Consider the following 22,886-nt stretch of genomic DNA (forward strand, 5'->3'; position numbering starts at 1 on the left):
CGGTAGCCTCGGTACCGTGCCCGCCGCCCTCGACATCACCGCGCTGCGGAGCATCGTCGCCGTCGCCGACCAGGGCGGGTTCCACCGCGCGGCGCAGTCCCTGACGTTGTCCCAGTCCGCGGTCAGCCAGCACGTCCGCCGCCTGGAGAAGGCCGTCGGACGCCCGCTGGTCCGCAAGGACGGCCGGGTCAGCCGGTTCACCGCCGAGGGCGAGGCGCTGCTCGGCGAGGCCCGTCGCATCCTGGCCGCCCACGACGACGCACTGCGCCGTCTCGGCGTCGGCGACACCCGCGAGTCCCTGGTGCTGGGCTCCACCGAGCACGCCGCGGACGAGCTGCTGCCCCGGGTCATGGAGCGGCTGCAGGAGGTGTTCCCCGGCACCGCGGTGCGCTTCCGACTCGACCGCTCCAGCCGGCTGAACGACGCCGTCGACCGCGGCACGCTCGATCTGGCGATGTACATCGGCGACGTGGTCGACGGCCCCGGCGTCGCCGCCGGGGCGATCCCGCTGACCTGGTACGCGGCGCCGGGCTGGCGTCGTCCCGCGGACGGTCCGGTGCCGCTGGTCGTGATCGACTCGCCGTGCACCATCCGGCGCCGCGCCCTGCAGACGCTGTCCGCCGCCGGGATGGCGGCGACCGTCGTCGGGGAGGCCGCCTACCTCGCCGGGGTGCTGAACGCGGTGCGCGGTGGTCTGGGGGTCGCGCTCGTCGCCGGGCTGGGCGACCCACCCGAGGGGCTGGAGGAGTGCACCGACCTGCCCGGGGCGCCGTCCGAGCCGCTGCACCTGCGGGTCCGGGCCGGGGCCGACCCCCGGCTGGTCGAGACGGCCAGCGCGGCGCTGGCCGCGGTGCTGCCGCCGGCCGGGGACCACCCGCCCCCGGCCGGCTGACCGCGCGTCGCTCAGGACGCCGCCCGGCGCGGCAGCCCGGGCGGGTTGATCCGGGAGTCCTGCAGCGCCTCGTTCTCCAGGTGCCACCGCGCCAGCACCTCGCCGTACTTGCCGCTCGCGATGAGCGCGTCGATCGCCTCGTGGATCGGGCCGACCAGCCCGTCGCCGCGGCGGGTCATGGCCGCGATGTCGGCCTGCACTCCCCCGCCGCCGCCGTTGAGCGAGCCGACCGCCTTCGTCGTGCCACCGGTGGCGACGTGGTAGGCGACGCCGGGGTTCGGGCCGAGGTAGGCGTCGAGGCGTCCGGAGTCCAGGGCGAGGTAGTAGTCACCGGTGTTCTGGTAGTACTGGATCGTCGCCGGTGCGACCCCCGCGGCCTCGTTCTGCCGGTTCCACTCGACCAGGATCTGCTCCTGGTTGGTGCCGGGTGAGACGCCGATGGTGAGCCCGGAGATGTCGGCGGGCTTCTCGATCCGCTCCACCCTCCCCGCGTTGCGGGCCTCGAAGGTGACGGTGTCGACGCGGTAGGTCGCGAAGTCGTACTTGTCCTTGCGCTCCTCGGTCACGGTGATGTTGGAGAACCCCGCGTCGTAGGTGGGGGACTCGACGCCGAGGAACAGGTTCTCCCACGACGTCGGCTGCAGGTCGAGCCGCAGCCCGAGCGTGTCCGCGACGAGCTGGGCCAGGTCCGGCTCGACGCCGATGACGGTGCGGTCGTCGTCGGCGCGGAAGGACAGCGGCGGGTTACCGCTGCCGGTGGTGGCCACGGTGAGCTTTCCCGACTCGCGGACCGCGGCGGGGACCGTCGCGGCGATGGCCTCGATGCGGTCCGCACGGACGCGGTTCTGCTCCGGGCTGGTGTTCACCGCCGTCCCGGGGTCCACCGGGGCGGCCTGGTCGGGATCGGCGCCGGAGCAGCCGACGGCGGCGACCAGGGGCAGGACGAGGGCGACGGCCGCGAGGCGCAGGTGGCGCAGCGGCCGGGGGATCCGGGACATCGATACTCCTGTGGGGAGGTCGGCGCAGACCGGGGTCAGCGCAGGACCGCGCCGAGGAAGGCGCGGGTACGGGGTTCACGCGGGGTGTCGAGCACCGCGGCGGGCGGGCCGGACTCGACGACGCGGCCCTCGTCGAGGAACACGACGGTGTCGGCGACCTCGCGGGCGAAGCCGATCTCGTGGGTGACCACGACCATCGTCGTGCCGTCCCGGGCGAGATCGGAGATGACCTCGAGGACCTCGCCGACGAGCTCCGGGTCGAGCGCGGAGGTCGGTTCGTCGAACAGCAGCAGCTGCGGGTGCAGGGCGAGCGCGCGGGCGATCGCGACGCGCTGCTGCTGACCGCCCGACAGCCGCCGCGGGTACTCGTCGGCCTTGTCGGCGAGCCCGACCCGGGCGAGCAGCTCACGGGCCTCGGCGTGGACGGTGGCACGGTCGCGGCGTTGCGCCGACAGCGGCGCCTCGACGACGTTCTCCAGCACCGTCAGGTGGGCGAACAGGTTGAAGCTCTGGAACACGAAGCCGATCCGGCTGCGCCGGCGCAGGATGCGCCGCTCCGGCAGCTCGTGCAACCGGTCGCCGACCCGCCGGTAGCCGATCAGCTCGCCGCCGACCCGGACCGTGCCGCGGTCGACCTTCTCCAGGTGGTTGATGGTGCGCAGCAGGGTGGACTTGCCCGACCCGGACGGCCCGATGACGACGGTGACCTCGCCGGGGGCGACGGTCAGGTCGACCCCGCGCAGCACCGGCAGCGGACCGAAGCTCTTGTGCACCCCGCGCAGCTCCACCATCGGGACAGTGCCGGCGGCGGTCATGCCGTGGCCCCCCGCCGGCGCCGTCCGGACACCGCGGCCCGCGCGCGTTGCAACGGGGTCGGTGGCAGCGTGCGCTGCGCGCCGCGGGCGTAGTACCGCTCGACGTAGAACTGGCCGACCGACAGCGCGCTGGTCAGCACCAGGTACCAGACGGCGGCGACAAGCAGCATCGGGATGACCCGTCCGGTCCGGGTGTAGATGACCTGCACCTGGTAGAAGAGCTCGGACAGCGCCATGATGTAGACCACCGAGGTGCCCTTGACCAGGCCGATCAGCTCGTTCGCCGCGGTCGGGACGATGATCCGCATCGCCTGCGGCAGCTGGATCCGCCGGAACCGGCGCCAGGCCGGGATGCCGAGCGCGGTGGCGGCCTCCAGCTGGCCGGCGTCGACGCCCAGGAACCCCGAGCGCACGACCTCGGCGGCGTAGGCGGCCTGGTGCAGGCCGAGCCCCAGCACCGCCGCGGTGACCGGGCTGACCAGCTCCATCGTGCCGAACTCGACGAACGACGGCCCGAACGGGATGCCGATCGAGAGCCGGTCGTAGAGCAGGGCGAGGTTGTACCAGAACAGCAGCTGCAGGATCAGCGGCACGGACCGGAAGATCCAGATGTAGGTCCAGCTGACCGAGCGCAGCAGCGGGTTGGGCGAGAGCCGCATCACCGCGAGCACCGTGCCGAGCACGAACCCGACGACGATGCCGAGCACCGTGAGCTGCAGCGTCAGCAGCACCGCGTTCACGATGGACGGGGCGAACAGGTAGCGGCCGACGGTCGGCCAGTCCCAGGCCGGGTTGGTGACCAGCGCGTTGACCGCCATCGCGGCCAGGACCGCCACCACCGCGGTCCCCGCCCACCGCCACGGGTGCCGGGCCGGGACGACCCGCAGGCCGGCGTCGTCGTCCCCGGTGGGCGGGACGGCGCCCGGGGCGGCCCGGGCCTCGGTGCGGCTGCTCACGCGAAGCCCCCGGTCAGGTACTTCTCGAACGGGTGCGGCCCGACCGTCTCCGGGTGCAGGGTCCGGTCGTAGAGCGGCGTGTAGCCCGCGGCGAGGTAGAGGTGGCGGGCCTCGGGCTGGCGCGGACCGGTCGTCAGGTAGATGCGCCGGTAGCCGCGGGCGGCGATCGTGTCCTCCAGCTCGGTGAGCACCCGGCGGGCCAGGCCGCGGCGGCGGTACGCCGAGCCGGTCCAGATCCGCTTGAGCTCGGCGGTGTCGGAGTCCCACCGGCGGAAGGCGCCCCCCGCGACGGGGGTACCGCCGTCGAGCAGCAGGACCACCCCGCCGGACGGTGGGGCGAACCGGCTCGCCTCGCGGAGGGTCTCGGCGTCGAGGTCGCCGAGGGTGTGGCCGTAGCGGACGCCGTACTCCTGGTCGAGCTCGACCAGCATCGGGCGGACGAGCGGGTCGGTGTAGGCGACCCAGCGGACCTCCGGACGGGCGGAGGTGGTGGGCGGAGCGGGGTGGAGCGCGGTCACGGTGGGGACCTCTCGGTGCGAGCGCTGCCCTCGGGCAGGCGGGGACCGGCCGCCCGCGGTGGCGGGCGGTCCGGTGCGGGGCACGGGTGGAGAGGTCAGCGACAGAGCGCGGCGCCGGTGCGGCACAGGTCGACGTGCCGGCGACGGACCCAGCGCAGCCGGATCCGGGCCCGCTGCCCGGCGTCGGGCCGGTGTCTCGCGGGGCGGTGGGGCATCGGGGTCTCCCATCGGACCCGGCGGTAGCACCCTGCCCGGAACGGGGCGGGTTGCTGCGGCGTCGACGAGCCGGGACTCTCGACCGCTCTGGATGGACCTCACCACTGCAGCCGACGCACCGATCCGGTGTCAAGCGCGGACCGGGAGATCGGTTGTGGCATCACCCAGTGGGACGGCACGGTGCCCGGGCGCAGTGGCGCACCCCGTCGGTGCGGGCGGATCGGCGGACGACCCGCCCGCGCCGCGGAGCGGGTGCTCAGGTCGCGGCGGCCTCCTTCACCGCCGCCCCGACCCGGGCCCGCAGCTCGGCGAACTCCGGCGAGCCGCGCAGCGCCTCGGCGTCCACACCGGAGCGCGGCAGGTCGATCCGCAGGTCCAGCGCGATCCGTCCGGGGCGGGCGGTGAGCACCACGACCCGGGAGCCGAGGAACACCGCCTCATCGGCGGAGTGGGTGACGAACACGCTGGTCCGGCCGGTCTCGTGGCTGACCCGGCGCACGTCGTCCTGCAGGCGTTCGCGGGTGAGCGCGTCGAGCGCACCGAAGGGCTCGTCGAGCAGCAGCAGGTCCCGGTCGGCGGCCAGCGCCCTGGCGATCGCGACCCGCTGCTGCTGGCCGCCGGAGATCTCCCAGATCCGCCGGTCCGCGACACCGGTGAGCCCGACCCGCTCCAGCAGCCCCTCGCGGGCCACGGGACGGTCGGACGGGTTCACCCCCGCGTACTTCAGGGCGAGGTCGACGTTGCCGCCGACGCTGCGCCACGGGAACAGCCGCGGCTGCTGGAACACCACGCCGGCGCCGACACCCGGCTCGGGTGCCCGGCCGGCGACGGTCAGCGTCCCGTCGGTGGGCCGCTCGAACCCGGCGACCAGCCGGAGCAGAGTCGACTTGCCGCAGCCCGAGGCCCCGACCAGCACCAGGAACTCGCCGCGCTCGACGGTCAGGTCGAGCGGTCCGAGCGCGTGGACCCGGTCCCGGCGGCCCGGGTAGGAGTGCCCGAGCCCGGACGCGGCGATCGCCGGCACTCCCTCCCCCGCCACGGCCCCGGTGTCGGGGTCCGTATCGGTGTCGGTGTCGGCGTCGGCGTCGGTGTCGGCGTCGGTGTCAGCGTCGGTGTCAGCCTGCGGCGAGGACATCCGGGAGACCCTTCGTGTAGATCGCCTTCTGGAAGGTCGCGAGGTCCGGCGCCGTGGGGATCTGCTTCTGCGCGGCGAGGAACTGGGCGGCGCTCTGCAGGTTCTGGGCGAGGTTGCCCGGGGCGCCGTCGGTGCCGAGCCACTCGGCGGAGGCCAGCTCCTGCGGGGACAGGAACACGCCCTGCTTCAGCTGGGACGCGGCGTTCTCGGGGGTCGTGCCGATCTCGGCGGCGACGGCCTGCGCGGCGGCCTGCGGGTCGTTGCGCACGGTCTCCAGGGCGCGGGCCTCGACCTTGCGCCAGGTGTCGACGACCTCGGGGTGCTGCTCGGCGAACGGGGTGGAGACCACCCCCAGGTCGAGGGTCGGCTTGCCGGCCGTGGCCAGCTCGCGGCTGGTGACCAGGGTCTTCCCGGTCTTGCGGAGCTCGTCGAGGGTCGGCAGCCAGGTGTAGACGGCGTCGACGTCGCCGCGCTCCCAGGCAGCCAGCGCGGCCTGCGGCTGCAGGTCGATCAGCTGCACGTCGGTGGGCTTCAGACCGGCGCGGTCCAGGGCGGCGAGCAGGCTGTAGTGCGAGGTGGACGCGAACGCGGTGGCGACCCGCTTGCCGCGCAACCCCGCGACGTCGGTGATCCCGGTGGCGTTGCGGGCGACGAGCGCCTCGTTGTCGCCGGCGACGTCGAGCACGAACGCGACCTGGTACGGGATGTTCAGCGGCGCGGAGAGCCCGCGGGCGACCGGGCTGGACCCGATCGCACCGAAGTCCAGCTCACCGGCGACGAACGCGGTGTTGATGTCCGCGCCGGAGTCGAACTTGGTCCACTGCACGTTCCAGTCGGGCAGGGCGTCCTCCAGCCAGCGGTTGTGCTTGGCGACCAGGTCGCCGCTGGGGAAGCTCTGGTAGGCGATGCGGATGGTCGGCTTGCCGGAGTCCTGCCCGGCAGGGCCGACGGCGCAGCCGGCGAGGACGCCGACGGCCAGCAGGCCCACGAGCAGTGCGGTCAGTCGGGTGCGGGTGGTCATGCTCGTCCCCTCCACGGAACGGTGCGGCGCTCGACGGCGCGCAGCAGCGCGTCGATCACCAGGCCGGAGATGCCGATCGCGAAGATGCCGACGAGCACGACCGGGGTGTTGTTGTAGTTGCTGGCGTCCTTGACCATCCCGCCGATGCCGGGGATGCCGTTGAACAGCTCGGCCGCGACGACCGAGGAGTAGGCGATCCCGACGGCCAGCCGGATGCCGGTGAAGGTCTCCGGCAGCGCCGACGGGACGATGACGTCCCGCACCACCTGGCCGCGGGTCGCGCCGAGCGCGCGGGCCGCCTCGACCAACCCGACCGGGGCGGCGGCGACGGCCGCCGTGGTGGCGACGGCCGCCGGTGGGAAGGCGGCGAGCGCGAGCAGGGTGATCTTCGGCGCCTCGTCGATGCCCAGCCAGATGACCAGCAGGAAGAAGTACGCCAGCGGCGGCAGTGCCCGCAGGAACGTCAGCCACGGCTCCAGGACCCGGCGGACCCAGCCGACGGTGCCCATGAGCAGACCGACCAGCACACCGACGACCACACCGAGGACGACACCGGCCAGGACCCGGCGCAGGGTCATGTAAAGGTGCTCCCACAGCAGGTAGCCGCCGTAGCCGCGGGTGCCGTCGTGGGTGGTCGACACCTCCACGAACGCGCGCCACACCGTCGACGGGTACGGCACGAACGTCTCGTTCCAGACCCCGCTCGCCGCGGCGGCCTGCCAGACGGCGAGGAACACCAGCACCGACAGGACCGGGAGCAGCGCGGTACGGGGGTCGAACGCCAGGCGGCGCGGGGACGGGGGTGCGGCACGAGCCGCCCCGGACGGGGTGTCGGTGGACGCGGACACGGTGGACCTCTCGGCGGGCACGGGGCGCGGACCGGCGCCGGGGTGGGCCGGGTCGTCCGCGCGCGGACGACGTGCCGGGGGGCGGCCGCAGGCGCGGCCGTCGGCACGGGTGCGGACGAGGGCTCCGTCGTCTGAGGGCTCGCCGGTCACGGTTCGGGTGCAGCTCGCCCTCCACCGGGGCCCGCGGGAGCAGGGGCCGGCGGGCCGGACGGGGCGTGCACGGTCAGCGGCAGCCGACCGTGCACCGGGGACGGTGGCCGGGCGTCGCGCGTCCTGCCGTCGTCCCCCGCGGCACCGTAGAACAGATACCGGACGGCTGTGCCGCGGACAAGGACGGACCCGCTGTCAGGAACACCACGCACCGGCCCCGTAACACCGGACGGACCGTCCCGGTCTCCCGACCGGCGGGACGGAGACCCACGTTGTCCGGACCGCGACCGCCGTTCGTCCACCGACCGGACGGGGGGGCGGGCGTGGCTTGCCGCCCGTGGAGCGGATCGGACACGATCGCTCCCGTGACCGGAACCGCGCGTCTCGTCGCGCGCCTGCACGTGGACCTGGGTCGTACCCGGTCCGCACTCTGTCGCTGACCCGGTCACCCCCTCGGCCCGCAGCCCACCGCACCCCGCCCGGCGGCGGTGCCGGCCCGCTGCGCACGCCCGTTCCCGCCGCACCGACCTCGTCCGGGAGGACACCCATGACCGCAGTCCGTCCGAAGCAGACCGTCGTTCCGTTCGTCGTGCACTCCGAGGGCACCGGGGTCTTCCAGACCCTGCGCCCCGAGGGCGACGCCGGGCACGTCTTCACCGCCGACGCCTACCCGGCCTTCGGCGGCGCCGACTCCGCGCCCAGCCCGCTGTTCTACGCACTCGGCTCCCTGACCTCGTGCAACCAGGTGACGGCGAGCCTGGTCGCGAAGGACCTGGGGATCCGCCTGGGCCACTGGACCTTCGAGGTGCACGGTGACCTCGACACCGCGGTGCTCGTCGGTGGCGCCGAGGGCAACGCCAACTTCGACCGGGTGCAGGTCCGGGCCACCGTCGAGACCGACGCGACGCCCGAGCAGTTCGAGCGGCTGGTGTCGGAGACCGCGCGGCGGTGCCCGGTCACCCAGCTGTTCGAGCGCAGCGGCCTGGAGTTCGCCAACGACTGGACCCCGGTGGCGCTGCCCGACGCCGACTGACCCGGCACCGCCGTCCCGCTCCCCGCACCGCACGGGCGGACCGGTCGCGCTGGACCAGTGCGACCGGCCCGCCCGTCGCGCCGGGCAGCGGCCGGTGGGAGGGGCCGGGGTCAGGCGGCGGCGGTGAACCCGGCCGCACGGCCGGCGTCGTCGGGGCCCCACAGCGTCGTCGACACCTCGCGACGCACCAGCGGCACCACCTCGGTCGCGAACCGGGTCAGCACCTCGTGCTGGCGTGCGTAGGGCAGCACCGGGTTGACCGACACCGACTGGACGTCGTGGCCGTAGGCCCCGTGGTAGTCGAGGATCTTCGCCGCGACCCGCTCCGGGCTCCCGACCAGCGCGGGGCCGTGCGCCACCGCCTCCTCGACGGTCGCGAACGAGGTGGCCTTGCCCGGACGGTCGTCCCCGGCGTGCGCGGCCCGCATCTTCGCGGCGAACCCCTCGTAGACCGGGCGGTACTCCGCGATCGCCTCGGCGTCGGTGTCGGCGAGGAACAGCCCGCCCGAGCCGGAGCCGACGTAGCCCAGCGCCGGGTCGTGGCCGTGCTCGACGAGCTTCTCCCGGTAGCGGTCGATGAGGACGCGGTAGTTCTCCCGCGGCTGCAGCGCGTTCGCCGAGAAGATCGGGTCGCCCCAGCGGGCGGCGAGGTCGACGGCGACGGTCGAGGTCGCCGAGCCGTGCCAGATCCGGAACGGGCCGGCGAACGGTCGTGGGAAGGTCGTCACGCCCGCCAGGTCGGCGTGGTGGGTGCCCTTCCAGTCCACCCCGTCCTCACGCAGCAGGCGGCGCAGCAGCTCGTAGTTCTCGGTGAGGTACTCGTACTGGCGGCCGAGCTCGAGCCCGAACATCGGGAAGTGCCGGTCCTCGTTGCCCTTCCCGATCACGATCTCCAGCCGGCCGCCGGAGAGCTGGTCGACCGTCGCGTAGTCCTCGGCCACACGGACCGGGTCGAGCAGCGACAGCACCGTCACCCCGGTGGAGAGCAGGATCCGGGACGTGGCCTGGGCGATCGCTCCCAGCAGCACGGTGGGCGCGGACGAGACGAACTCTCCGGCGTGCCGCTCGCCGACGGCGTAGGAGTCGAACCCCAGCCGCTCGGCGAGCACCGCGGTGTCCACCACCCGACGCAGCCGCTCGTGGGTGTCGACGATCTCGCCGGTCACCGGGTGCGGGGCGTGCGGAACGATGTCGAGAACCTGGAACCTCATGGGAAGCACCGCCTCACGCGCGGCCGCGCCGCACGCGTCGTCACCGGACGTGCCGGGTGGGGCCGGGCGCCGGCGGAGCGCGGGTGCGCCGGGGGCGTCCCGGCCGGACCGGGCCGTCGCGCGGTCCCGCGGGCGGGCGGCGCGGCGGGGCGGCCGACACGACGTCGACGGTAGCAAGCAGCACCGGGGTTGCGCCCCCGTCGCGCGCGGGGTGAGGATCGGCGGGCGACGGCGTCGCTCCGGGCCGTAACCGCCCGGAGCGCACCGCCCGAGCCCGCGCCCCGGCCCGCCCACGTCCCGCGTCGGGCTCGCCGGGGGCGCACACCCCTCGCCCGGCCCGGTCGTCGCGACCGCCCCGGGCACGTCCGGAGGGCTGCCGCCGTGCCCGTACCGCTGTCCGTACTCGACCTCTCCCCGGTGCCGGCCGGTTCGACCGTCGCCGACGCCCTGCGCGACACCCTCGGCCTGGCCCGCTCCGCCGAACGGGCCGGCTACGCCCGGTTCTGGCTCGCCGAGCACCACCTCAACCCGGGCGTCGCGGGGGCATCGCCCGCCGTCCTGATGGGCGCCGTCGCCGCCGCGACCACCACGATCCGGGTCGGTTCGGGGGCGGTGCAGACCGGCCACCGGACCCCCCTGTCGGTGGTGGAGGACTTCGGGACCCTCGACGGGCTGCACCCCGGCCGGATCGACCTCGGACTCGGCCGCTCCGGCGGGCCGCGCCCGCCGGCCCGCGAACCGGACGGACGCGGCGACCGCGTCGTCGACGGCGTGCTGATCCCCGCCCCGGTGTCGCTCGCCGCGCTCGCGACCTCGCCCCGGTTCCGCGCCACGACGGTCGCTCTGCGCCAGCCGGGGGCGCAGGCGCCGCCGTACGAGCAGTTCCTCGACGCCGTCGAGGGGCTGATCGCCGGCACCTGGGCCCCGGGCGGGGTGCAGGTCCGGGCCGTCCCCGGCGAGGGGGCCGGCCTGCAGACCTGGGTGCTCGGCTCCAGCGGCGGGGAGAGCGCCGTGCTCGCCGGGCGCCGTGGGCTGCCGTTCGCGGCGAACTACCACGTCAGCCCGGCGACGGTGCTCGACGCCGTGGCCGCCTACCGGGAGGCGTTCCGGCCGTCGGACCGGCTGGACCGACCGCACGTGATGGTGTCCGCGGACGTCGTCGTGGGCACCGACGACGCGCACGCCGCCCGGATCGCGGCGGGCTTCGCCCCGTGGGTGCACAGCATCCGCACTGGGGTGGGCGCCATCCCCTACCCCCGCCCCGAGGACGCCGAGGCACTCCCGGCCGACCCGGCGCTGGTGACCGACCGGGTCGGGACCCGCCTCGTCGGCGGACCGGCCGCCGTCGCCGACGGTCTGGAGCGGCTGCGCGCCGTCACCGGCGCCGACGAGCTGCTCCTGACCACCATCACCCACCGGCACACCGACCGGGTCGCCTCGCAGGAGCTGCTGGCGCGGGAATGGGCCACCCGAGCCTGAGATCCCACCCAGCGGGACGCACGGGAGCCGGCGGTCCGCACACCTCCTGTCACCCGTCCCGCGGTCCGGACACCGTTTTGTGAAGGTCCGGACGCCGTGGTCACCTGGTGGCATGAACACCGGCCGGCGCACCCCGTCACGCACGGTCGCCGTCGGTCCGGGCCGGGACCTCACCCGTCGTCGCCACGTGGACCTGCTCCGCCTCGCCGGCTGCACCTGTCGCTGACCGCGGCGATCCCGCCGCGCCGTGCCGCCCGTGCCGCGGGGCCGCCCCGTCGTGCGCCCACCCCTGCCCACCCCTGTCATCACCGTGAATCCCGGGAGCCATCGTGTCCACGACCTGGACCCCCGCACCGGCCGACGCCGGTGCACCACCCGCCACGCCGTCGTCACCCGTCGTCGCACCCGTCGCCCGCCGGACCCGGCGCCGCCCCGACCTGCGCCGCTGGATCTCCCCGGTCGCCCTGATCCTCGCGTGGCAGCTCGCGTCGTCGACCGGGCTGCTCGCCGAGGACGAGCTCGCCTCGCCCCTGCGGGTGGTGACCGCCGCCGTCGACCTCACCCGCAGCGGGGAGCTGCCCGAGGGGCTGCTGGTCTCGCTCGCCCGGGTCACGACCGGGCTGGTCCTCGGCCTGGTCGTCGGGGTCGGGCTCGGCGTGGTCTCGGGGCTCTCGCGCTGGGGCGGGCTGCTCGTGGACCCGCCGGTGCAGATGCTGCGCACGCTGCCGCACCTCGGCCTGGTGCCGCTGTTCATCCTGTGGTTCGGCATCGGAGAGCTGCCGAAGGTGCTGCTCGTCGCGCTCGGCGTGCTGTTCCCGATGTACCTCAACGTGCACTCCGGGGTCCGCGGGGTGGACCCGAAGCTGATCGAGGCGACGTCGGTGTCCGGGTTCACCCGCGCCGAGCAGCTGCGCCACGTGGTGCTGCCCGGCGCGATGCCCTCCACGCTCACCGGCCTGCGCCTGGCACTGGGGATCGCCTGGCTGTCGATCATCGTCGCGGAGACGACGTCGGCCGACGCCGGACTCGGCTACATGATCATGAACGCCCGCGAGTTCCTGCGCACCGACGTGATCGTCGTGGGCCTGGCGGTGTACGCGCTGCTCGGCCTGGGCACCGACGCCCTGGTGCGCCGGCTGGAGCGCCGTGTCCTGGCCTGGCGCCCGGCCGGACCGGCGGGGGCCGACCGATGAGCGCCCGCGTGCACGACCTGGTCCGCGAGTTCGACGGCCGCCGGGTCCTCGACCGGCTGGACCTCACCATCGGCGACGGCGAGTTCGTCGCCCTGCTCGGCCGGTCCGGCTCGGGCAAGTCGACGCTGCTGCGGCTGCTCGCCGGCCTCGACGACGCCTCCGACGCCGGGGTGTCGGGCACCGTCGAGGTGCCCGGCTCGGTCGCGGTGGCCTTCCAGGAGCCGCGGCTGCTGCCGTGGCGCACGGTCCGCGACAACGTCGCGCTCGGCCTGCACCGCGACCTGGGCGGCGACACCCCCGCCGGGGTCGCCGACGCCGCGCTCGCCGAGGTCGGGCTGACCGCACGGGCCGACGCCTGGCCGCTGACCCTGTCCGGCGGCGAGGCCCAGCGGGCGTCGCTGGCCCGGGCCCTGGTCCGCGAGCCGGACCTGCTGCTGCTCGACGAGCCGTTCGGCGCGCTGGACGCGCTGACCCGCATCACCATGCACCGGCTCGTCCTCGACCTGTGGCACCGGCACCGCCCCGGCGTGCTGCTCGTGACCCACGACGTCGACGAGGCGCTGCTGCTCGCCGACCGGGTGCTGGTGCTGACCGACGGCCGCATCGGCGACGAGCACCGCCCCGGCGACCGCCCGCGCGACCCCGAGCGGCTCGCCGCGCTGCGCCGCACCGTGCTCGACGAGCTGGGGGTCGCCGCCGATGCCGCGTGAGCGTCCCCGTCGCACCCCGGATGCGGTCGTCGCGACCCGTGCGGCGGGTGCGACGACCGCCGCGCGGGTGCGCCGGCGGGTCACCGTCCTGGCCGTCGCGGTCGCGGCGCTGGTGCTCGCCGGGTGCTCCTCGGTCCCGGTGTCCCGGCCCCCGGTGCAGCCGCCGGTCGACCCGGCCGCGCTGGCCGGGGTGACCCTCGTCGTCGGGGACCAGAAGGGCGGCTCCCGGTCACTGCTGCGGGCCGCCGATCTCCTCGACGACCTGCCCTACCGGATCGAGTGGCGCACCTTCACCGCCGGCCCCCCGCTGATCGAGGCGGCCCGGGCCGGCGCGATCGACGTCGGCGGCACCGGCAACACACCGACGATCTTCGCCGCCGCGGCGCGCGCCCGGGTGCAGGTCGTGTCGGCCAACCGCGGCAACGTCACCAGCGACGCGATCCTCGTGCGCCGCGACTCGCCGATCCGCACCGTCGCCGACCTGCGCGGGGCGCGGATCGCCGTCGGGAAGGGCACGTCGGCGCACGGGCAGGTGTTGTCCACGCTGCGGGCCGCCGGGATGACCCTCGACGACGTCGACCTGACCTTCCTCGCCCCCGCCGACGCCTACGGCGCGTTCCGCCAGGGCGACGTCGACGCCTGGGCCGTCTGGGACCCCTACACCTCCCAGGCCGAGCTCGACGCCGGCGCCCGGATCGTCGCCGACGGCACCGGCAACGCGAACGGCTACGGCTTCCAGGTCGCGTCCAACGCCACCCTCGCCGACCCGGCCCGCAGCGCCGCGCTGGCCGACTACCTCGCCCGGGTCGCGGCCGCCCAGGTCTACTCCGACTCCCACCGCGAGCAGCGGGCCCGGGTGTGGAGCGAGGAGACGACCATCCCGCTGCCGATCACCCGGCGGGCCGTCGCACGCGGCCCGGACCTGCCGGTCCCGCTCGACGACACCGTCGTCGCCTCCCAGCAGGCGCTGGCCGACGCGTTCTCCGAGGCCGGGGTGATCCCCGGCCGGGCGGACGTCGGCGCGTTCGTCGACCGCCGCTTCGAGGCCACCACGCTGGCCGCGGCCCGGGACGGCATCCCGGGCACCCCCACCGACCGACGGACGGGAGCACCATGAGCATCGTCCCGCACTGGTTCCTGCCCACCTCCGGCGACGGCCGCACCATCGTCGCCCGCCGGCACGCCGACCGCGGCGAGGCCGGCTCGACGGCCCGCGAGGCGAGCATCGACTACCTCGCCCAGATCGCCAGGGCCGCCGAGGCCCAGGGCTTCCACGGCGTCCTCACCCCGACCGGAACCTTCTGCGAGGACGCCTGGCTGACCACCGCGGCGCTGCTGCGCGAGACCCGCACGCTGCGCTACCTCGTCGCGTTCCGGCCCGGTGTGCTCTCCCCGACGCTCGCCGCCCAGATGGCCGCCACCTACCAGCGCGTCTCCGGCGGCAGGCTGATGCTCAACATCGTCACCGGCGGGGATGCCATCGAGCAGCGCCGCTTCGGCGACCACGCCTCCCACGACGAGCGCTACGCCCGCACCGACGAGTTCCTCACCGTGCTGCGCGGCGCCTGGTCACCCGAGCCGTTCGACTTCACCGGCGCCCACTACGACGTCGACGGCGCCACCACCCTCTCCCCGCCGGACCCGCTGCCCCCGGTCTACTTCGGAGGCTCCTCCGACGCCGCGCTGCCGGTCGCCGCCCGGCACGCCGACGTCTACCTGACCTGGGGCGAGCCACCCGCTGCCGTCGCCGAGAAGATCGGGCGGGTCCGCAAGCTCGCCGACGACCTGGGCCGCAGCCCCCGCTTCGGCATCCGGCTGCACGTGATCACCCGCGACACCGCCGACGAGGCGTGGGCCGAGGCAGCCCGGCTACTCGACGCGCTCGACCCGGCCGAGATCGAGCGCGCCCAGGCGACCCTGCGGGCCAGCCAGTCGGTCGGACAGCAACGGATGCTCGCGCTGCACGGCGGCTCGGCCGACGCGCTGACGATCGCGCCGAACCTCTGGGCCGGGGTGGGCCTGGTCCGGGGCGGTGCGGGGACCGCGCTGGTCGGGTCGCACAGCGAGGTGGCCGACCGGATCGCCGAGTACCACGAGCTGGGGATCGACGAGTTCGTGCTGTCGGGCTATCCGCACCTGGAGGAGGCCTACCGGGTCGGCGAGGGTGTACTGCCCGAGCTGCGCCGGCGGGGCCTGCTCGCCGAGCCGCCCCGCTGAGCGACCGGCCCCGGTCGGCTCCGGTCGGCTCCGTTCGGCCGGGTTCCGGACGCCACGCCCGGCCACCGTGAGCTTCGTCGCGGCGGTGCGGTCCGGGTGGTTCGTCCGATGTAGGTTCTCCGATCGTGCCGACCGCCCCGCCGCGGCCGGTCGCGCCCACCCGGCGGGACCCGGTCCGGTGGCCCGGTCTCCCCGGTCACGCCCCCGGAGCACCTGCTCCCGCCCGGCGTCACCTTCGCGGGGCGCCGTACCCGGTGCCCGGCACATCCCCCCGCTGCACCGCCGCACCGGCACCCGGACGCGACCCGTCCCGGGGCCGGAGCCGAGAGGAAGTCCGATGCGCCTGCCACGCGCACTGTCCCTGCTGGTCCCCGTCGCCGTGCTCGCCGTGCTGGCGGCCGGCTGCTCCGCCCCCGGCGAGTCCTCGTCCGGTGGTGGTGAGAGCGGGTCGCGGACCGTCCGGATCGGCGTCTCCGACGGCGCCGAGCACTACTGGAAGGTCTTCACCGACAAGGCCGCCGCCCAGGGCATCACCGTCGAGCTGACCAACTTCACCGACTACAACCAGCCGAACCCGGCTCTGGCCCAGGGCCAGCTGGACCTCAACCAGTTCCAGCACCTGCAGTACCTGGCGAACTACAACGTCCAGAACAACGACACGCTGGTGCCGGTCGGCGCGACCGCGGTGTACCCGCTGCCGCTGTACTCCACGAAGCACACCGACCTGGCGCAGATCCCGCAGGGCGGGCAGGTCGTCATCCCGAACGACGCGGTGAACCAGGCCCGGGCGCTGACCGTCCTGCAGTCCGCCGGGCTGCTCAGGCTGACCGACGGGGGCACCACCACCTCCACCCCGGCCGACATCGACCGCGCCGCCTCGAAGGTCACCGTCACCCCGGTCGACGCGGCCCAGACCGCGGCGAACCTGGCGAGCGCCGACGCCGCGATCGTCAACAACAACTACGCGCAGTCGGCCGACCTGACCCAGGACCAGGTCCTCTACCAGGAGGACCCGGACTCGGAGAAGGCCAAGCCCTACATCAACCTGTTCGTCGCCCGGGCCGACCAGGCCGACGACCCGGTGTACGCGACGCTGGTCCGGATCTACCACGACCCGGAGGTCCTCGCCGCCGCCCGCCGCGACCTCGGCGACGGCGGTGTGTTCCGCGACAACTCCGCGGAGGACCTGCGCCAGACCCTGGCCGGCATCGAGCAGCAGCTGCGGGCACGCTGATGGCGGAGCCGGTGATCTCGTTCTCGGGCGCGACCCGCACGTTCCCGGCCCGCCGCGGCCCGGGGGTCACCGCCGTCGACGACGTGGACCTCGACATCGCCGAGGGCGGGATCACCGGCGTGATCGGCTGGTCGGGGGCGGGAAAGTCCACGCTCGTCCGGATGATCAACGCACTGGAGCTGCCGACGGCGGGCACCGTCACGGTGCGCGGGCGGGTCACCTCCGAGCTGTCCGAGCGGGGGCTGCGCGAGCTGCGCGGCGAGGTCGGGATGATCTTCCAGCAGTTCGCGCTGATGAACTCGCGCACGGTCGCCGGCAACGTCGGCTACCCGCTCGCCGTCGCCGGCCGCTCGCGGGAGGAGCGTCGGGCCCGCGTCGCGGAGCTGCTGGAGTTCGTCGGGCTCGCCGAGCTGGCCGGGCGCTACCCGGCCCGGCTGTCCGGCGGGCAGAAGCAGCGGGTCGGCATCGCCAGGGCGCTCGCCACGTCGCCGTCGATCCTGCTCGCCGACGAGGCGACCAGCGCGCTGGACCCGGAGACGACCCGGGAGGTGCTGGCCCTGCTGCGCCGGGTCAACCGCGAGCTGGGCACCACGGTCGTCGTGATCACCCACGAGATGGAGGTCGTCGCCGACGTGTGCGACCGGGTCGTGGTCATGGAGCAGGGCAAGGTCATCGAGGACGGCGAGGTGTACGACGTGTTCGCCGCGCCGTCGCACCCGGCGACGCGCCGCTTCGTGCACGGCGTCCTGCAGGACGTGCCGTCGCCGGAGACGCTCGCCCGGCTGCGCGACCGGCACCCCGGCCGGCTGGTGACCGTCGGCGTCGGCGGGCCCGGCTCGGCCGCCGCCGACGCCCAGGACGCGATCGCGCGGGTCCCGGCCGCGCACGGGGTCCGCGCGACCGTGGTGCACGGCGGCATCCGCGAGCTGTCCGGTCGCCCCGTCGGCAGCCTCACCCTGGCCCTGACCGGCGACGACGACGCCGTCGACGCCTGCGTCGACGAGCTCTCGCGCATCACCCGGGTCACCCCGGACGCCGTCACCACCCAGGACGAGGAGTCCGCATGAAGGCCGACTGGGAGACCCTGAGCCCGGTGCTGTGGCTGTCGGTGCTCCAGACCGCCTACATGGTGTTCTGGACGATGCTGTTGGCCGGGCTGCTCGGGCTGCTGCTCGGCGTCGCCCTGCACACCACCCGTCCCGGCGGCCTGTACGCGCACCGCGCCGTGTTCGGCGTGCTGAACGTGCTGGTCAACATCGTGCGGCCGATCCCGTTCATCATCTTCATCACCGCCGTGGGCCCGCTGACCCTGCTCGTGATGGGCACGACGATCGGCACCCGCTCGGTGCTGTTCCCCATGGTCGCGATGGCGACGTTCTTCATCGGCCGCATCGTCGAGCAGAACCTGGTGTCGGTGGACCCGGCCGTCGTCGAGGCGGCGCGGGCGATGGGCGCGAGCCGGTTCCGGATCGTGTGGAGCGTGCTCGTACCCGAGGCGCTGGCACCGCTGGTGCTCGGCTACACGTTCGTGTTCGTCGCGGTCGTCGACATGTCGGCGATGGCCGGCTACGTCGGCGGCGGCGGGCTGGGCGACTTCGCCATCACCTACGGCTACCAGCAGTTCGACTGGCCGGTGACGCTGCTGACGGTGGCGATCATCGTGGTCGTCGTGCAGTGCGCGCAGCTGCTCGGGAACACCCTGGCCCGGAGGGTGTTGCACCGGTAGGAGCCACGTCGGGAGGACACGCATGCCACGCAAGCAGATCCACCTCGCCGCCCACTTCCCGGGCGTCAACAACACCACGGTCTGGAGCGACCCGGCGTCCGGCAGCCACATCGAGTTCGAGTCGTTCGCGCACTTCGCGCGGACGGCCGAGCGGGCGAGGTTCGACTTCCTGTTCCTCGCCGAGGGCCTGCGCCTGCGCGAGCACCGCGGCGAGATCTACGACCTCGACGTGATGGGCCGCCCGGACACCTTCACGATCCTGAACGCCCTGGCGGCGGTCACCGACCGGCTCGGCCTCGCCGGCACGATCAACTCCACCTTCACCGAGCCCTACGACGTCGCCCGCCAGTTCGCGTCGCTGGACCACCTGTCCGGCGGCCGGGCCGCCTGGAACGTGGTGACCTCGTGGGACGCGTTCACCGGTGAGAACTTCCGCCGCGGCGGCTTCCTGCCGAAGGAGAAGCGCTACTCCCGGGCGAAGGAGCAGCTGGCCGCGACCGCCGCGATCTGGGACTCGCGCACCGGCGCGGGCGACCGCGGCGAGTTCGCGTACACCTCCGACCAGTTCGACGTGCACGGCCGGTTCTCGCTGCCGCGCAGCCCGCAGGGCCGCCCGGTGATCCTGCAGGCCGGGGACTCCGAGGAGGGGCGCGAGTTCGCCGCCGCGTCGGCCGACGCGATCTTCTCCCGGCACGCGGAGCCCGAGGCCGGACGGGCGTTCCTCGCCGACGTGAAGGGCCGCCTCGCCCGCTACGGCCGGGCCTGGGACGACCTGAAGATCCTGCCCGCCGCGACGTACGTGCTGGGTGACACCGACGCCGAGGCCGCCGAGCGCGCCGAGGTGATCCGCTCCCAGCAGGTCAGCCCGCAGACCGCGATCGTGTTCGCCGAGCAGCTCTGGAACACCGACCTGTCCGACCGCGACCCGGACGGCCCGCTGCCCGAGTTCGACCCGGTCGAGGGCGAGCTGGTGTCGAAGGGCCGCGCCAGCGTGCGCCAGTACCGGGACCCGAAGGCCGTCGCCGACCAGTGGCGCGCCCTCGCCGCGGAAAAGGGCCTCTCGCTGCGGGAGACGGTGATCGAGGTGACCGGGCGGCACACCTTCGTCGGGAGCCCCCGGACGGTCGCCGACGCGATCGACGACGCCGTGCAGTCCGACGCCGCGGACGGCTACGTGCTCGTCCCGCACGTCACCCCGGGCGGGCTCGACGAGTTCGCCGACACGGTCGTGCCGCTGCTGCAGGAGCGCGGGTCGTTCCGCACCGACTACACGGGGACGACGCTGCGCGAGCACCTCGGGCTCCCGGCCGTCCGCTCGACGACCGACCCGACCGAGGCGGCGACGGCGGCTCCGACCGCGGGCTGACGGTGCCGCTGACGGTAGCGTCGTGCTCGACGGTGGCTCCCGCGGTCGACGCTGGTCGACGGCGCCGCCGGATCCGATCGGGCCGCGGCGGGCCCGGCGCTCAGGGGCGCTCGTCGTCGCGGCCCTCGGCCTGCTCCCGGGCGACGTTCTCCCGGTGCGCGCGGACGGCGATCCAGGCCATCACCACCGGGATGCCGAGCAGCAGCCCGAACGACAGCAGCCCGGCGATCCAGTCGCCCGGCACGAGGACCAGCACGATCACGGTGATCGCGACGGCCTGCAGGATCCGGTCGGCACGGCCGCCCGCGGCGCGCGATGGCCGGTGCGGTGCGGTCAGCTCGGTGTCGAGCCGCGGGTCGGAACGGCGCAGCTCCTGCTCGAGGGCGGAGAGGCGGAGCTCCTCGTCGCGGTCCAGGGGCCGCGCGGACGGGTGCGGATCGGGATCGCCGGTCCCACCGCCGGGCGACGACGGCGGCAGGGGCGGGGGTGTGACGGACATCGTGACCTCCTCGGTGCCACCGACCGGGTTCCCGCTCCCGGCCACAGCCATCCGGGATGTGCTGAAGATGTCACCGATCCTACCGAAACGGACATACTCCCGCCGCTGCACGCGGCAGGCCCCGGCGGCAGGATCGGCCGCATGGAACGCTGGACCGATCTCGTCGAACGCCACGACCCCGCCGGAGTCCTCGACCGGCTCGACGGACGGCCCGCCCACGAGATCGCCGACGCGCTGGCCCGGATGGAACCGGTCGACGCGGGATGGGTGTTCCGGCTGCTCGACAAGGACCGCGCGCTCGACGTGTTCGAGGAGCTCGACCCGGTCGACCAGCAGGAGCTGCTGGCCGGGCTGCGCGACGACGCGGTGACCGCCCTGGTCGAGGACATGGATCCCGACGACCGCGCACGGATGCTCGGCGAGGCCCCCGCGAAGGTCGCGACCCGGATGCTCGCCGGGCTCTCGGCCTCGGAGCGGGAGACGACCGCGGCGCTGCTGGGCTACCCCGACGGCTCGGTCGGGCGGGTGATGACCCCGGAGACCGTCGCCGTACCGCTGCACAGCAGCGTGACCGAGGCGCTGGCCGTCGTGCGGCGCAAGGGCGCCCGGGCCGAGACCGTCTACACCCTCACCGTCACCGACGCCGGGCGCCGGGTGATCGGCACCGTCTCGCTGCGCGACCTGGTGCTGGCCCGCCCGGACGACGCCGTCGAGATCCTGGAGCGGGCCGACACCGAGGACACCGCCCGCCAGTCCGGTGCGACGCCGTGGTCGGGCCACTACATGTACGTGCGGGTCACGAAGCTGGCGCGCACCCGCGCGGTGTGGCTGGCGGTGCTGCTGCTCGCCGCGGTGCTCACGGTCAACGTGCTCCAGATCTTCGAGGACGCCCTGGAGCAGGTCACCGCACTGGCCCTGTTCATCCCGCTGCTCGTGGGCACCGGCGGCAACGCCGGTGCCCAGTCCGCGTCGGCGGCGGTCCGGGCGATCGCCGTCGGGGAGGTGCGGCTGGCCGACCTGCCCGCCGTCGTCTGGCGGGAGCTACGGGTCGGGCTGCTGCTGGGCACCCTGCTCGGCGCGCTCGGCCTGCTCGTCGCGTCGCTGCTGGTCGGGGTCCAGGTCGCCGTCGTGGTGGCGGTGACCCTGGTGGCGATCTGCGGCTGGGCGGCGACGGTCGGCGCGACGATGCCGCTGCTGGCCCGCCGGGTCGGAATCGACCCGGCGGTGGTGTCCGCTCCCCTGGTCACGACCCTCGTCGACGCGACCGGGCTGCTGATCTACTTCTCGGTCGCCCGGCTGGTGCTGGGGCTCTGACCCGCGCGCACGGTGTCGTCGCCGTGCCCGGTGTCGTCGCCGTGGCCGGTGGCGTCGCCGTGGCCGGTGGCGTCGCCGTGGCCGGTGGCGTCGCCGTGACCGGCGGCCCCGCCGTCGTCGGAGCCGGTGCCCTCGGAGCCGGTGCCGGCAGCACCGGAGGGGGCGTCACCGGCCGCGGCGGCGCGGCGGCGCGAGACCACCAGGCTCGCGACGGCGGCGACGGCGATCGTCCCGGTGATGACCAGCAGCGACAGCCAGATCGGCACCTCGGGCACCGGCACCGGCTGCCCGCCGTTGATGAACGGCACGTTGTTCTCGTGCAGCGCGTGCAGGGTGAGCTTGACGCCGATGAACGCGAGGATCACCGAGAGGCCGTGCGCCAGGTAGATCAGGCGCTCCAGCAGGCCGCCGATCAGGAAGTACAGCTGGCGCAGGCCGAGCAGGGCGAAGGCGTTCGCGGTGAACACCAGGAACGGCTCCTGGGTGAGGCCGAAGATCGCCGGGATCGAGTCGAACGCGAACAGCAGGTCGGTCAGCCCGATCGCGACCATGACCAGCGCCATCGGGGTGAGGAGCCGCTTGCCGTCGATGCGGGTGACGAGCTTCGCGCCGTCGTACTCGGTGGAGGTGGGCAGCACCCTGCGGACCAGGCGGATGAGCCTCGAGTCACCGGCGTCGGCCTGCTCGTGGTCGTCGGAGGACAGCGCCTCGCGGATCTGGGACCAGGCGAGCCAGAACAGGATGATCGCGAACAGGTAGAACACCGCGACGAACTGCTCGATGATCACCGCACCGACCGCGATGAACGCACCGCGCATGACGATCGCTATCGCGATGCCGATCAGCAGCACCTTCTGCTGGTGCACCTTCGGCACCGCGAAGCTGGTCATGATCAGCAGGAAGACGAACAGGTTGTCGACCGAGAGGGCCTTCTCGGTCAGCCAGCCGGCCATGTACTCGCCGCCGTACTGCCAGCCCGAGAAGACACCGACACCGACGCCGAACAGCAGGGCGATCGCGATGTAGCCGGCCGACCAGATCGCCGACTCGCGCAGCGTGGGCTCGTGCGGGTCACGGGCGTGCCCGACGAAGTCGAACACGAGCATGCCGATGACGACGGCGACCGTCGCCAGCCACACCCAGAGGGGAACATTCATTGCGGGATCCTCCAGCGCAGATAGGGGCGCTGAAGGTCTCCTCCGCCCGCCGCGGTGACCGCGATGGACCGGCGCCACCGGGACCAGCTCGTCCTGGTTCCGTATTGACGGCGACGCCGTGTTCGGGAGTACTCCCCTTCGACCGGGCAAACGCTAGGGCATGGCTCTGGGTTCCGACAACGGGGGGTACGCGAGCCT

General features: G+C 74.4%; 23 protein-coding genes and 1 riboswitch. Of the genes, 13 read left to right on the forward strand and 10 right to left on the reverse strand.

The window, feature by feature from the left end:
* The first annotated feature begins 16 nt into the window (after positions 1 to 16).
* On the forward strand, positions 17 to 892 hold the full coding sequence (locus tag KPL59_RS02820) for a LysR substrate-binding domain-containing protein (protein ID WP_226359839.1): 876 nt from the start codon (positions 17 to 19) through the stop codon (positions 890 to 892).
* A gap of 11 nt (positions 893 to 903) precedes the next feature.
* Here the strand turns inward: KPL59_RS02820 and KPL59_RS02825 are convergent, their stop codons facing one another.
* The 7 genes from KPL59_RS02825 to KPL59_RS02855 form a co-directional block, all read right to left on the reverse strand.
* Positions 904 to 1,890, reverse strand: a complete 987-nt coding sequence (locus KPL59_RS02825) for an ABC transporter substrate-binding protein (RefSeq protein WP_226359840.1) — start codon at positions 1,888 to 1,890, stop codon at positions 904 to 906.
* 35 nt (positions 1,891 to 1,925) lie between these two features.
* Positions 1,926 to 2,705: an amino acid ABC transporter ATP-binding protein gene (locus KPL59_RS02830; protein WP_305080512.1), complete on the reverse strand. Its 780-nt coding sequence runs from the start codon at positions 2,703 to 2,705 to the stop codon at positions 1,926 to 1,928.
* The gene (locus KPL59_RS02835) at positions 2,702 to 3,661 is read right to left on the reverse strand and encodes an amino acid ABC transporter permease (RefSeq protein ID WP_226359841.1); all 960 of its coding nucleotides are present in this window, start codon (positions 3,659 to 3,661) and stop codon (positions 2,702 to 2,704) included. The genes KPL59_RS02830 and KPL59_RS02835 overlap by 4 nt, the downstream gene beginning before the upstream one ends.
* Complete coding sequence (locus KPL59_RS02840; protein ID WP_020627245.1) at positions 3,658 to 4,179, reverse strand: GNAT family N-acetyltransferase; 522 nt, start codon at positions 4,177 to 4,179, stop codon at positions 3,658 to 3,660. The genes KPL59_RS02835 and KPL59_RS02840 overlap by 4 nt, the downstream gene beginning before the upstream one ends.
* A gap of 221 nt (positions 4,180 to 4,400) precedes the next feature.
* Positions 4,401 to 4,493: riboswitch (SAM riboswitch) on the reverse strand.
* Positions 4,494 to 4,651: 158 nt separating this feature from the next.
* Positions 4,652 to 5,530, reverse strand: a complete 879-nt coding sequence (locus tag KPL59_RS02845) for an ABC transporter ATP-binding protein (protein ID WP_226359842.1) — start codon at positions 5,528 to 5,530, stop codon at positions 4,652 to 4,654.
* A complete protein-coding gene (locus KPL59_RS02850) occupies positions 5,511 to 6,551 on the reverse strand; it encodes a glycine betaine ABC transporter substrate-binding protein (RefSeq protein ID WP_226352310.1) in 1,041 nt (346 codons plus the stop codon). Before KPL59_RS02850 ends, KPL59_RS02845 begins: the two co-directional genes overlap by 20 nt.
* Complete coding sequence (locus KPL59_RS02855; RefSeq protein ID WP_226359843.1) at positions 6,548 to 7,399, reverse strand: ABC transporter permease; 852 nt, start codon at positions 7,397 to 7,399, stop codon at positions 6,548 to 6,550. The genes KPL59_RS02850 and KPL59_RS02855 overlap by 4 nt, the downstream gene beginning before the upstream one ends.
* 697 nt (positions 7,400 to 8,096) lie before the next feature.
* Between KPL59_RS02855 and KPL59_RS02860 the strand changes: the two genes are divergently transcribed.
* Entirely contained in the window at positions 8,097 to 8,582 is a 486-nt protein-coding gene (locus KPL59_RS02860; protein ID WP_226352312.1) for an OsmC family protein, read from the forward strand.
* A 110-nt stretch (positions 8,583 to 8,692) separates the two neighbouring features.
* On the opposite strand, the gene KPL59_RS02865 is transcribed toward KPL59_RS02860, so the two are convergent.
* Positions 8,693 to 9,793, reverse strand: coding sequence for an LLM class flavin-dependent oxidoreductase (locus KPL59_RS02865; RefSeq protein WP_075307424.1), 1,101 nt, complete (start codon positions 9,791 to 9,793; stop codon positions 8,693 to 8,695).
* Between the two features lie 381 nt (positions 9,794 to 10,174).
* On the opposite strand from KPL59_RS02865, the gene KPL59_RS02870 reads away from it, so the two are divergent.
* The 10 genes from KPL59_RS02870 to KPL59_RS02910 all read left to right on the forward strand — a co-directional run bounded on the left by KPL59_RS02870 (position 10,175) and on the right by KPL59_RS02910 (position 19,718).
* Positions 10,175 to 11,272: an LLM class flavin-dependent oxidoreductase gene (locus KPL59_RS02870; protein ID WP_226359844.1), complete on the forward strand. Its 1,098-nt coding sequence runs from the start codon at positions 10,175 to 10,177 to the stop codon at positions 11,270 to 11,272.
* 112 nt (positions 11,273 to 11,384) lie between these two features.
* Positions 11,385 to 11,498: a putative leader peptide gene (locus KPL59_RS37395; protein WP_020621591.1), complete on the forward strand. Its 114-nt coding sequence runs from the start codon at positions 11,385 to 11,387 to the stop codon at positions 11,496 to 11,498.
* 211 nt (positions 11,499 to 11,709) lie between these two features.
* Positions 11,710 to 12,465: an ABC transporter permease subunit gene (locus tag KPL59_RS02875; RefSeq protein ID WP_226352339.1), complete on the forward strand. Its 756-nt coding sequence runs from the start codon at positions 11,710 to 11,712 to the stop codon at positions 12,463 to 12,465.
* Complete coding sequence (locus tag KPL59_RS02880) at positions 12,462 to 13,175, forward strand: ABC transporter ATP-binding protein (protein WP_075307428.1); 714 nt, start codon at positions 12,462 to 12,464, stop codon at positions 13,173 to 13,175. The genes KPL59_RS02875 and KPL59_RS02880 overlap by 4 nt, the downstream gene beginning before the upstream one ends.
* A complete protein-coding gene (locus KPL59_RS02885; RefSeq protein ID WP_226352314.1) occupies positions 13,165 to 14,292 on the forward strand; it encodes an ABC transporter substrate-binding protein in 1,128 nt (375 codons plus the stop codon). Before KPL59_RS02880 ends, KPL59_RS02885 begins: the two co-directional genes overlap by 11 nt.
* A complete protein-coding gene (locus tag KPL59_RS02890) occupies positions 14,289 to 15,392 on the forward strand; it encodes an LLM class flavin-dependent oxidoreductase (protein ID WP_226359845.1) in 1,104 nt (367 codons plus the stop codon). The genes KPL59_RS02885 and KPL59_RS02890 overlap by 4 nt, the downstream gene beginning before the upstream one ends.
* 337 nt (positions 15,393 to 15,729) lie before the next feature.
* Positions 15,730 to 16,626: a MetQ/NlpA family ABC transporter substrate-binding protein gene (locus KPL59_RS02895; RefSeq protein ID WP_226359846.1), complete on the forward strand. Its 897-nt coding sequence runs from the start codon at positions 15,730 to 15,732 to the stop codon at positions 16,624 to 16,626.
* Positions 16,626 to 17,693, forward strand: coding sequence for a methionine ABC transporter ATP-binding protein (locus KPL59_RS02900; protein ID WP_226359847.1), 1,068 nt, complete (start codon positions 16,626 to 16,628; stop codon positions 17,691 to 17,693). The genes KPL59_RS02895 and KPL59_RS02900 overlap by 1 nt, the downstream gene beginning before the upstream one ends.
* Positions 17,690 to 18,352, forward strand: a complete 663-nt coding sequence (locus KPL59_RS02905) for a methionine ABC transporter permease (RefSeq protein WP_075333627.1) — start codon at positions 17,690 to 17,692, stop codon at positions 18,350 to 18,352. The genes KPL59_RS02900 and KPL59_RS02905 overlap by 4 nt, the downstream gene beginning before the upstream one ends.
* A gap of 22 nt (positions 18,353 to 18,374) precedes the next feature.
* A complete protein-coding gene (locus KPL59_RS02910) occupies positions 18,375 to 19,718 on the forward strand; it encodes an NtaA/DmoA family FMN-dependent monooxygenase (protein WP_075307440.1) in 1,344 nt (447 codons plus the stop codon).
* Between the two features lie 100 nt (positions 19,719 to 19,818).
* Here the strand turns inward: KPL59_RS02910 and KPL59_RS02915 are convergent, their stop codons facing one another.
* On the reverse strand, positions 19,819 to 20,217 hold the full coding sequence (locus tag KPL59_RS02915) for a DUF3040 domain-containing protein (RefSeq protein ID WP_158071510.1): 399 nt from the start codon (positions 20,215 to 20,217) through the stop codon (positions 19,819 to 19,821).
* Between the two features lie 141 nt (positions 20,218 to 20,358).
* Between KPL59_RS02915 and KPL59_RS02920 the strand changes: the two genes are divergently transcribed.
* Positions 20,359 to 21,531 (forward strand): magnesium transporter, encoded by a 1,173-nt coding sequence (locus KPL59_RS02920; protein WP_226359848.1) that lies wholly within the window; start codon positions 20,359 to 20,361, stop codon positions 21,529 to 21,531.
* On the opposite strand, the gene KPL59_RS02925 is transcribed toward KPL59_RS02920, so the two are convergent.
* On the reverse strand, positions 21,495 to 22,688 hold the full coding sequence (locus tag KPL59_RS02925) for a TerC family protein (RefSeq protein WP_226359849.1): 1,194 nt from the start codon (positions 22,686 to 22,688) through the stop codon (positions 21,495 to 21,497). The two genes, KPL59_RS02920 and KPL59_RS02925, sit on opposite strands and share 37 nt — an antisense overlap.
* Positions 22,689 to 22,886 lie beyond the last annotated feature (198 nt).

Source organism: Pseudonocardia sp. ICBG1142 (assembly GCF_020496255.1).
Classification (GTDB): domain Bacteria; phylum Actinomycetota; class Actinomycetes; order Mycobacteriales; family Pseudonocardiaceae; genus Pseudonocardia.

What these genes read in the sequence shown, in the direction of transcription:
- KPL59_RS02905 (WP_075333627.1), top strand. Translation starts at nt 17,690, where the DNA reads ATGAAGGCCGACTGGGAGACCCTGAGCCCGGTGCTGTGGCTGTCGGTG.
- KPL59_RS37395 (WP_020621591.1), top strand. Translation starts at nt 11,385, where the DNA reads ATGAACACCGGCCGGCGCACCCCGTCACGCACGGTCGCCGTCGGTCCG.
- KPL59_RS02915 (WP_158071510.1), bottom strand. Translation starts at nt 20,217, where the DNA reads ATGTCCGTCACACCCCCGCCCCTGCCGCCGTCGTCGCCCGGCGGTGGG.
- KPL59_RS02890 (WP_226359845.1), top strand. Translation starts at nt 14,289, where the DNA reads ATGAGCATCGTCCCGCACTGGTTCCTGCCCACCTCCGGCGACGGCCGC.
- KPL59_RS02860 (WP_226352312.1), top strand. Translation starts at nt 8,097, where the DNA reads ATGACCGCAGTCCGTCCGAAGCAGACCGTCGTTCCGTTCGTCGTGCAC.
- KPL59_RS02920 (WP_226359848.1), top strand. Translation starts at nt 20,359, where the DNA reads ATGGAACGCTGGACCGATCTCGTCGAACGCCACGACCCCGCCGGAGTC.
- KPL59_RS02830 (WP_305080512.1), bottom strand. Translation starts at nt 2,705, where the DNA reads ATGACCGCCGCCGGCACTGTCCCGATGGTGGAGCTGCGCGGGGTGCAC.
- KPL59_RS02850 (WP_226352310.1), bottom strand. Translation starts at nt 6,551, where the DNA reads ATGACCACCCGCACCCGACTGACCGCACTGCTCGTGGGCCTGCTGGCC.
- KPL59_RS02865 (WP_075307424.1), bottom strand. Translation starts at nt 9,793, where the DNA reads ATGAGGTTCCAGGTTCTCGACATCGTTCCGCACGCCCCGCACCCGGTG.
- KPL59_RS02880 (WP_075307428.1), top strand. Translation starts at nt 12,462, where the DNA reads ATGAGCGCCCGCGTGCACGACCTGGTCCGCGAGTTCGACGGCCGCCGG.
- KPL59_RS02925 (WP_226359849.1), bottom strand. Translation starts at nt 22,688, where the DNA reads ATGAATGTTCCCCTCTGGGTGTGGCTGGCGACGGTCGCCGTCGTCATC.
- KPL59_RS02895 (WP_226359846.1), top strand. Translation starts at nt 15,730, where the DNA reads ATGCGCCTGCCACGCGCACTGTCCCTGCTGGTCCCCGTCGCCGTGCTC.
- KPL59_RS02900 (WP_226359847.1), top strand. Translation starts at nt 16,626, where the DNA reads ATGGCGGAGCCGGTGATCTCGTTCTCGGGCGCGACCCGCACGTTCCCG.
- KPL59_RS02825 (WP_226359840.1), bottom strand. Translation starts at nt 1,890, where the DNA reads ATGTCCCGGATCCCCCGGCCGCTGCGCCACCTGCGCCTCGCGGCCGTC.
- KPL59_RS02845 (WP_226359842.1), bottom strand. Translation starts at nt 5,530, where the DNA reads ATGTCCTCGCCGCAGGCTGACACCGACGCTGACACCGACGCCGACACC.
- KPL59_RS02885 (WP_226352314.1), top strand. Translation starts at nt 13,165, where the DNA reads ATGCCGCGTGAGCGTCCCCGTCGCACCCCGGATGCGGTCGTCGCGACC.
- KPL59_RS02910 (WP_075307440.1), top strand. Translation starts at nt 18,375, where the DNA reads ATGCCACGCAAGCAGATCCACCTCGCCGCCCACTTCCCGGGCGTCAAC.